The following is an 8116-nucleotide window of genomic DNA, read 5'->3' as shown; positions in this document are numbered from 1 at the left end:
GACGATGCCGGGGTCGACGAGTTCCAGCCCCTCGAAGAACTCGTGGGCCTCGTCGATGGTGCGCAGCCGCATCGGCATGTTGCGGGCCGCGTACTCGCGGGCGACGCGGCCCACCTCCTGCGGCGCGAACTCGGCGGTGCCGATGGACATCGCCAGGTAACTGCCCGAGGGCAGCGGCTCCAGCAGGCGGCGGACGATGCCGACGGCGTCGTCCTCGTCGAGGACGAAGTGGACGATCGCGATCACCGTGAGGGCGACCGACTGCGTGAGGTCGAGGGTCTCGCGCAGTTCGGGGGCGTCGAGGATGCTCGCCGGGTCGCGGAAGTCGGCCTCGATGTACGAGGTGCGTCCCTCGGGGGTGCTGGCCAGCAGGCCCTGGGAGAGGGTGAGGACGATGGGGTCGTTGTCCACGTAGACGACCCGCGACCCGGGCGCCACGGCCTGGGCGATCTCGTGGAGGTTCGGGGAGGTGGGAATGCCGGTGCCGATGTCCAGGAACTGGCGCATCCCCGCCTCCTCGGCGAGCCAGCGCACGGCGCGGTTCATCCAGTCCCGGTTGGCCCGCATGTGGATGGGCAGGGCGGGCCACTCCCGGGACATGGCGTCGCCCGCCTCCTTGTCCGCGGGGTAGTAGTCCTTGCCGCCCAGGATGTAGTCGTAGATCCGCGCGGAGTGCGCGTTCTCGGTGTCGATGCGATCGGCCGGCCATCCGTTGTCAGGCAACGCCGTGTCTCCCATTCGGGTCGTGGCTTGGGGTGCGGGGAACGCTCAGCAGTAGCAGGGAAGTCAGAGGAGGAAGTCGGCGTCACCCGCCTTGACACCCGTCAGGAAGCTCGACATCTCCAGCGGGGTGAAAACCAGCGCCGGACCGTCGGGATCGGTCGACTGGCGTACGGCGACGCGCCCGTCGGCGAGCTTCATCACTTCCACACAGGCGCCTCCGGCGTCGTCGCTCCACGGCTTGGACCAGCCGCGTGCGCCCAGTTCCCGGGACGGCATGCCGTTGCGTATGTGGTGGTGCACGTCAGAGCTCCTTGCGAATCGCACCGAGGAGGGCCTCGGTCTTGCCGGCGGGCGCCGCCTGGGCGCCCAGCCGGTCCAGGGCCTCGCGATACACCACGACGTCGTCGCTCTTGTCCAGGTAGACAGCGCCCACCAGGCCGTTGAGGTAGACGATGTCGGGCAGTTCGCGGGCCCGGAACCGGAAGAGGTGGAACGCGCCCGCCCGCATGGCCGGGTGCGGGCCGTTCGCGAACCGCATGATCTGCAGGGTCACCTGCGGCAGCCGGTTCATCTCGATCAGATGGTCGACCTGCGCGCGCATCACGTCGGCGCCGCCGACCGGCCAGCGCAGCACCGTCTCGTCCATCACGACCCACACCCGCGGCGGCTCCCGGCGGGTCAGCAACTCCTGGCGCCGCATCCGCAGGGCGACCCGGCGTTCGGTCGCCTCGGCCGGGGCGTGCGGATTGCCGGCGCCGAGCAGGGCGCGTGCGTAACTCTCCGTCTGCAGCAGGCCGTGGACGAACTGGTTCTCGTAGGCGCGGATCTGCAAAGCCGCCTGCTCCAGGCTCAGATACGCCGCGAACCAGTCCGGCAGCACATCGCGATAGGTGTGCCACCAGCCGCGCTTGTTGGCCTCACGGACGGACTTCAGGAAGGTGTCGATCTCCTGCTGGTCCGTCACGCCGTAGACATGGAGCAGCTTCTCGGCATCCGCCAGCCTGAGACGGGCCACCTTGGCGGCCTCCATCCGGCGGATCGTGGAGTGGCTGACCCCGAGGGCCGCGCCCGCCTGCTCGTACGTCAGGCCGGCCCGCGTCCGCAGCTCCTCCAGCTGTCGGCCGAGGATCATGCGCAGGACGGAAGGAGCGCCGCCCCAGTCGGTCTCGGTCACGCCTCACCCCCTCACGCCGTCAGCTCCCGGCTCACCGTCTCACGCGTTCACGCCTGCCTGGTCATTCGATCACTTTCTGGCGGAAGCAGCATGCACTTGCCCCATTGCAATTTTCAACTTGCAGGTTGCGAGCGGTAGTTGGCGGGTGCCACAGTGGACTCACTGTCCTCGGCCAGCCGAAGAGAGTGACGGCTCGGTCCAGTTGGGGGAGACAGAGCCGCGACGACACCCGACGTCCGCACGGCACATGAAAGGCGTACGGCGATGGCTCCGCCCTCCCTCCCCCACCCGCTGGAGCGACTGCCCGAGGACAAGCTTCCCGGCCGACTGCCGGGGCGGACCGTCCGGCCGTCCGGCGCCGAGCCCTTTGCGCGCCTGCCCGGTGCCGGGCTTCCCCTCCGGCCGGCACAGACGCCGCACCCCCCACAGCCACCCGGAGGCGAGCAGCACCCTGGTCGACTCCCCGGGCCCTCGGGCCCCGACCGGCTCGCCTCCGGGGACCCCGCTTCCCGCCGGAGTCACACGTTCGTCCTGCCGGCGGCCCCGGAGTCGGTCGGCGCCGCCCGCAGAAGCGTGCGCGAGACGCTCACCGCATGGCACATCGGCGCCGAGGCCCGCGACAACGCCCTCGTCGTGACCTCCGAGCTCGTCACCAACGCGGTCACGCACTCGGCGAGCGAGCGGATCGTGTGCCGACTGCACGCCACCGCAGGCCGCGTCCGTATCGAGGTCGAGGACCAGAACCGCGGGCCCACTCTCCCGGCACCCCGGCAACCGGGCCCCGACGACCAGAGCGGGCGTGGGCTCCTCCTGGTCGAGGCGCTGTGCGACGACTGGGGAGTCCGGGGCACCCCGCACCACGACGGGCGCATCGTCTGGGCCGAGCTGACGACGGAACCGACGGATCCCGCCCCGGCCACACCGGCACCGACGGCCCTCCCCGCACGGTCCGTCCCCCACTCGGCCGAAGGACCCTTACCGCACGCTCCGACCGCACAGCCCTGACCTGCGACGGACCGAGCCCGCGTCCGGGGGCCGCACCGGTTCCCCATGACCACGCCTGCACCTAAACTGAACCCTCACGACATGCCGGTTGAGCTGCGAGAACGCGGCGGTGAGCCGAACCGACGGAGTGAGGAGCCCACCCGTTGTTCTACTACCTGCTCAAATACGTGCTTCTCGGACCGCTGCTCAGACTGGTCTTCCGGCCCCGGATCGAGGGACTGGAGCACGTGCCCTCGTCGGGTCCGGCCATCGTCGCCGGCAACCACCTGTCGTTCTCGGACCACTTCCTGATGCCGGCGATCCTCAAGCGCCGCATCACCTTCCTCGCCAAGGCCGAGTACTTCACCGGCCCGGGCGTCAGGGGCCGGCTCACCGCGTTCTTCTTCCGCAGCGCCGGGCAGATCCCGGTGGACCGTTCCGGCAAGGACGCGGGCCAGGCGGCGATCCGCGAAGGGCTCGGCGTACTGCGCAAGGACGAGCTGCTCGGCATCTACCCGGAGGGCACCCGCTCGCACGACGGCCGCCTCTACAAGGGCAAGGTCGGTGTCGCGGTGATGGCCCTCAAGGCCGGGGTCCCGGTGATCCCCTGCGCGATGATCGGCACCTTCGAGGCCCAGCCGCCGGGCAAGGTCGTCCCGCGCATCCACCCCGTCGTGATCCGTTTCGGCGAGCCGCTCGACTTCTCCCGCTACGCCGGCATGGAGAACGAGAAGGCGATCCTGCGCGCCGTCACCGACGAGATCATGTACGCGATCCTGTCGCTGTCCGGGCAGGAGTACGTCGACCGGTACGCGGCCGTGGTCAAGGCGGAGGAGGCCGCGGCCCGGGCGGAGCGGGAGCGCAGGTTCCCGCGGATGCCGCTCGGTTGAGCTCTGCTGTGGGCTAAGTTCCCATGTTTACAGGGCCGTTCCGTCCTAGGGTCGCCTCATGAAACGTGCTGTGGTGATCGGAGCGACGGGCCAGATCGGGCGTCCGGCCGTGCGGGCGCTCGCGCGGGACGGCTGGGCGGTGACGGCCGCGTCGCGGGGCGGCGGCCGGGACGCGTCGTGGCCCGACGAGGTGCGGACCGTGCGGCTGGACCGGGAGGACGACGCGGCACTGGCCGCGGTGATCGGCGAGGACTGCGACCTGGTGGTCGACATCGTCGCCTTCGGGGACCGGCACGCACGGCAGTTGACCGCCATGACGGGGCGGGTCGGCTCGGCGGTGGTGATCTCCAGTGTGTCGGTGTACGAGGACGACAAGGGCCGGAACTTCGACACACAGGCCGAACCGGACGGCTTCCCCGAGTACCCGGTGCCGCTGCCGGAGACCCAGCGCACGGTGACGCCCGGCGACACGTCGTACAGCACCCGAAAGGCGGCCCTGGAGCGCGAACTGCTCGCGGCCGGCGAACAGTTGCCCACCACCCTGCTGCGCGCCGGCGCGGTGCACGGACCGCACTGCCGCACCCCCCGCGAGCTGTACTTCGTCAAGCGCAACCTGGACGGCCGCCGACGACGCGTTCTCGCCTACGGCGGTGAGAGCCGCTTCCACCCGGTGAGCGTGCACACCCTCGCCGAACTCGTCCGCCTCGCCGCGGCACGACCCGCCTCCCGGGTGCTCAACGCCTGCGACGACGAGGCACCCACCGTCGCGGACATCGCCGCGGCGATCGACACCGTGATGGGCGCGGAGACCGAGACGGTCCTGGTCGACGGTCCCCCACCGGCTCCGACCGTGGGCGACAGCCCGTGGTCGGTCCCGGTCCCCGTGGTGTGCGACATGTCGGCGGCACAGCGGGAGTTGGGGTACCGCCCGGTGGTGCGGTACGCCGAGACACTCCCCGAGACGGTCGAGTGGATCGAACGCCGGCTTTCCGGGCGGGACTGGCGGGAGGCGTACCCGAAGATGGTGCAGGCGTACGGCGACCTCTTCGACTACGCGGCCGAGGACGCCTGGCTCGACCGGGCGTAGCGAAGGGGCGGCCGGCTGACCGCCGGCCGCCCCCTCACCTCGTACAACTGCCGCCTACGGCTGGGGCGTGGCGTGCGGTGCGCAGGTCACGTCCTTCGTGTCCAGCCTGCCGGTGAGGAGGTAGGCGTCCACCCGGTCGTTGATGCACGGATTGACCAGGCCGGTGACGCCGTGAGAACCCGCGTCCTTCTCCGTGATCAGGCGGGAGCCCTTGAAGCGCTGGTGCAGTTCGAGGGCGCCGCCGTAGGGGGTGGCCGCGTCACGTTCGGCCTGCACGATCAGCACGGGCGGCAGGCCCTTGCCGGTCTTCACGTCCAGCGGGGTGTTCTGCCGGGCGGGCCAGGTGGCGCAGGGCAGGTTCATCCACGCGTTGGACCAGGTGAGGAAGGGATGGTCACGGTGGAGGCGGGTGTTGTCCCGGTCCCACTTCTGCCAGCTGGTCGGCCACTTGGCGTCGGCGCACTCGACCGCCGTGTAGACGGCGTTGCCGTTCTCGGAGGCGGCGTTGCCCACGGTGTCCGACAGGTCGGGGGCCGCCGCGTCGACGAGGGCCTGGGTGTCACCGGCGACGTACTTGCTGAACACCGTGGCGACCTGCACCCACGCGGAGTCGTAGTACGGGGCGCTCTGGAAGAAGCCGATCAGCTCGGCCGGGCCGACGACCCCGCCGATCGGGTCCTTCTTGGCGGTGGCGCGCAGTTCGAGCCACTCCGCCTGGACCTCGGCACGGGTGTCGCCGAGGTGGAAGGCGGCGTCGTTCTTCGCGACCCAGTCCTGCCAGTCCTGCCAGCGCATCTCGAAGGCGACGTCCTGGTCCAGGTTGGCCTGGTACCAGATCTTCTCGCGGGACGGGTTGACGACGCTGTCGACGACCATGCGGCGCACGTGCCCGGGGAAGAGGGTGCCGTAGACCGCACCGAGGTACGTCCCGTAGGAGACGCCGAGGAAGTTGAGCTTCCTCTCGCCGAGCGCGGCGCGGATGACGTCCAGGTCGCGCGCGGTGTTCGGCGTCGTCATGTGCGGGAGCATCGCGCCGCTGCGCTCCTGGCAGCCCTCGGCGTACTCACGGGCCAGCTTGCGCTGGGCGAGCTTGTCGGCCTCCGAGCCGGGCACCGGGTCCAGCTTGGGCGCCTTGACGAACTCCTGCGGGTCGACGCAGGAGATGGGCGCCGACTTGCCGACGCCGCGCGGGTCGAAGCCTACGAAGTCGTATGCCTTGGCCGTCTTCGCCCACAGGGCGCTGCTCGTGGTCACCCGGCGCGGGAAGCGCAGGCCGGAGCCTCCGGGTCCGCCCGGGTTGTAGACGAGGGCTCCCTGGCGCTCCTCCTCCGTGCCCGTGTTGCCGACCCGGTCGACGGCGATCCTGATCTGCTTGCCGTACGGCTTGGCGTAGTCGAGCGGCACCGTGACCCAGCCGCACTGGATGGGCTTTTCCAACCCCCAGTCGGACGGGCAGTCCTGCCAGTTCACCCCGGTCTGCGCGGCGCGGGCGGCGGCGATCGCGACGCCCCTGGCCTCGGGGTCCTGACCGTGACGGCTCGCGGCGCTCGCACTGGCCGTGGGCGCGGCGACGGCACCGGCTATCAGGGTCGCCGCGACGAGCACTCCGGCCGAACCGAGCGCCGCCGTCCGCCTCTTCGGTCTCTTGTCCCTCAAGTGGGGCCTCCCGTACACCGTTTGGATGAGTACGGGTGATCCTGTCCGCTGTGAGGTTGCCGAGAACAGAGGCGACTGCGGTTCTTTGCCAATCCGATAACCGGAGAACGGCATCCCGCTGAACGGAGAGCTACTCCAGGGAGGCCAACGCCTCGTCCAGCAGCCGACGCAGCCGCAGCGCGTCCGGCGCGACGGCGGTCACCAGTGCGGCCGGCCCGGCCAGGGGTACGACCGCTGCTCCGTCCCCCAGCACCCGCGCCGGCACCGGCTGCTGCTCGAACTCCGGCCGTGCGACGACAAGTTGCCCGACGGCGCGGTGGCCCCCGAGTCCGGCGGGACCGTCCCAGCCGCCCGGCGCGCCCGGCCCGCAGGCCAGCTCCTGGTCAAGGACGATCCGCCCGGCGATCCGCAGGGAGAGACGGCTGGTGAGCCGCCCGGGTTCCTCACCCGCCCGCCCGAGCACTTGTTCCTCACGCAGGACCAGCGAAGCGGCCGACCCGAGTTCGACGCGGGTGCGCACGTACAGGTCGCTGCCCCGCGCAGAGATCAACTGCTCGGGCAGCCAGTGCAGTTCGCCCCCGTCCGCCACGCCGAGCCGCACGTCGTACCGGGCCTCGCCCTTGGCCTGTCCGGGGAGCGCGATGGTGGCGGCGGCCGACCCGACCCGCAGCCGGGCTCCGTCCGCGACGTCGGCCTCCACGGTGAAGTGGTCACCGCCGAGCGGCCCGCTCATCGCGCCGACGAGCATGACGTACGCCTCCGGGCCACTCCCCCGCGTACGCCGCAGCGCCAGTGGCCCCTCGCCGGCCAGCACGGGCAGGGCCGTACCGCCGCGGCCGTCCTCGCGGGCGCTGATCCTCGCGGTGGCCCGCACACCGGTCACGGTCACGCCTTCCATGAGGCGAGCTGCGCTCGCACCCAGTCGGCGACGTCCCCCACCCCGGCCTCGGTCCTCAGCGACTGGAAGACGACCGGCAGTTCGGCCCGCTGCGCCTTGGCGTCCGCCGCCATCCGCCCGAGGTCGGAGCCGACGTACGGTGCGAGGTCGGTCTTGTTGACGACGAGCAGGTCGGCCGTGGTCACCCCGGGTCCGCCCTTGCGCGGGATGTCGTCACCGCCGGCCACGTCGATCACGAAGATCTGCGCGTCGACGAGCCCTTTGGAGAAGGTGGCGGTGAGATTGTCCCCACCGGACTCGACAAGGATCAGATCCAGCGGCCCGACCTCGTCCTCCAGGTCCTCGACCGCTTCGAGGTTGGCGGAGATGTCGTCCCGGATCGCGGTGTGCGGGCAGGCGCCGGTCTCCACGGCGGTGATCCGCTCGGGCGGCAACACGGCTTCGCGCAGCAGGAACTCGGCGTCCTCGCGCGTGTAGATGTCATTGGTGACGACGGCAAGCGACAACTCGTCCCGCAGGGCACGGCAGAGCGCCGCGACAGTGGCGGTCTTGCCGGACCCGACGGGTCCCCCGAGCCCGATCCGCAGGGCACGACGACTGCCGTCGGGGCGGTGGGCGTCGGCGCTGATGGCGGGGGTGTCGTGGTGGGTGTGGTCGAGGTGCATGACTACGGCTCCAGTTTTCAGCGCAGGTCGGCATCATTC

At 71.0% G+C, this 8116-nt stretch carries 9 protein-coding genes; 3 read left to right on the top strand and 6 right to left on the bottom strand.

The annotated features are described in order from the left end of the window. From ACTWQJ_RS41170 to ACTWQJ_RS41160, 3 genes are all read right to left on the bottom strand, one after another. Positions 1-723, bottom strand: a 723-nt coding sequence (locus ACTWQJ_RS41170) for an SAM-dependent methyltransferase (protein WP_443311538.1), incomplete at its 3' end; no start/stop codon positions are given. 63 nt (positions 724-786) lie between these two features. Beyond that, the gene (locus tag ACTWQJ_RS41165; protein ID WP_224738358.1) at positions 787-999 is read right to left on the bottom strand and encodes a DUF397 domain-containing protein; all 213 of its coding nucleotides are present in this window, start codon (positions 997-999) and stop codon (positions 787-789) included. Positions 1000-1024: 25 nt separating this feature from the next. Next, positions 1025-1855, bottom strand: a complete 831-nt coding sequence (locus ACTWQJ_RS41160) for a helix-turn-helix domain-containing protein (protein ID WP_224738357.1) — start codon at positions 1853-1855, stop codon at positions 1025-1027. Between the two features lie 306 nt (positions 1856-2161). Here ACTWQJ_RS41160 and ACTWQJ_RS41155 point away from each other — a divergent pair, with 306 nt between their 5' ends. The 3 genes from ACTWQJ_RS41155 (at position 2162) to ACTWQJ_RS41145 (ending at position 4858) form a co-directional block, all read left to right on the top strand. Then, positions 2162-2902: an ATP-binding protein gene (locus tag ACTWQJ_RS41155; RefSeq protein WP_443311537.1), complete on the top strand. Its 741-nt coding sequence runs from the start codon at positions 2162-2164 to the stop codon at positions 2900-2902. Positions 2903-3045: 143 nt separating this feature from the next. Then, the gene (locus tag ACTWQJ_RS41150) at positions 3046-3771 is read left to right on the top strand and encodes a lysophospholipid acyltransferase family protein (RefSeq protein ID WP_409473679.1); all 726 of its coding nucleotides are present in this window, start codon (positions 3046-3048) and stop codon (positions 3769-3771) included. Between the two features lie 58 nt (positions 3772-3829). After that, on the top strand, positions 3830-4858 hold the full coding sequence (locus ACTWQJ_RS41145; protein ID WP_443311536.1) for an NAD-dependent epimerase/dehydratase family protein: 1029 nt from the start codon (positions 3830-3832) through the stop codon (positions 4856-4858). A 54-nt stretch (positions 4859-4912) separates the two neighbouring features. Here the strand turns inward: ACTWQJ_RS41145 and ACTWQJ_RS41140 are convergent, their stop codons facing one another. From ACTWQJ_RS41140 to ureG, 3 genes are all read right to left on the bottom strand, one after another. After that, positions 4913-6514 carry an alpha/beta hydrolase gene (locus ACTWQJ_RS41140; RefSeq protein ID WP_443311535.1) on the bottom strand — a complete coding sequence of 534 codons (1602 nt, stop codon included), beginning with the start codon at positions 6512-6514 and terminating at the stop codon, positions 4913-4915. Between the two features lie 130 nt (positions 6515-6644). After that, positions 6645-7412, bottom strand: coding sequence for an urease accessory protein UreD (locus ACTWQJ_RS41135; RefSeq protein WP_443311534.1), 768 nt, complete (start codon positions 7410-7412; stop codon positions 6645-6647). Then, on the bottom strand, positions 7400-8077 hold the full coding sequence (gene ureG, locus ACTWQJ_RS41130; protein ID WP_443311533.1) for an urease accessory protein UreG: 678 nt from the start codon (positions 8075-8077) through the stop codon (positions 7400-7402). The genes ACTWQJ_RS41135 and ureG overlap by 13 nt, the downstream gene beginning before the upstream one ends. Positions 8078-8116 lie beyond the last annotated feature (39 nt).

The organism is Streptomyces sp. KR55, assembly GCF_052245645.1.
Taxonomy (GTDB): Bacteria; Actinomycetota; Actinomycetes; order Streptomycetales; family Streptomycetaceae; genus Streptomyces; species Streptomyces flavusporus.
Note: the sequence above shows the minus strand (reverse complement) of the source record. Positions and strands in the feature narration are given on the sequence as shown.

Excerpts from the sequence above, each read along its gene's own strand:
- ACTWQJ_RS41165 (WP_224738358.1), bottom strand. The coding sequence starts at position 999 with ATGCCGTCCCGGGAACTGGGCGCACGCGGCTGGTCCAAGCCGTGGAGC.
- ACTWQJ_RS41160 (WP_224738357.1), bottom strand. The coding sequence starts at position 1,855 with ATGATCCTCGGCCGACAGCTGGAGGAGCTGCGGACGCGGGCCGGCCTG.
- ACTWQJ_RS41155 (WP_443311537.1), top strand. The coding sequence starts at position 2,162 with ATGGCTCCGCCCTCCCTCCCCCACCCGCTGGAGCGACTGCCCGAGGAC.
- ACTWQJ_RS41145 (WP_443311536.1), top strand. The coding sequence starts at position 3,830 with ATGAAACGTGCTGTGGTGATCGGAGCGACGGGCCAGATCGGGCGTCCG.
- ACTWQJ_RS41135 (WP_443311534.1), bottom strand. The coding sequence starts at position 7,412 with ATGGAAGGCGTGACCGTGACCGGTGTGCGGGCCACCGCGAGGATCAGC.
- ureG (WP_443311533.1), bottom strand. The coding sequence starts at position 8,077 with ATGCACCTCGACCACACCCACCACGACACCCCCGCCATCAGCGCCGAC.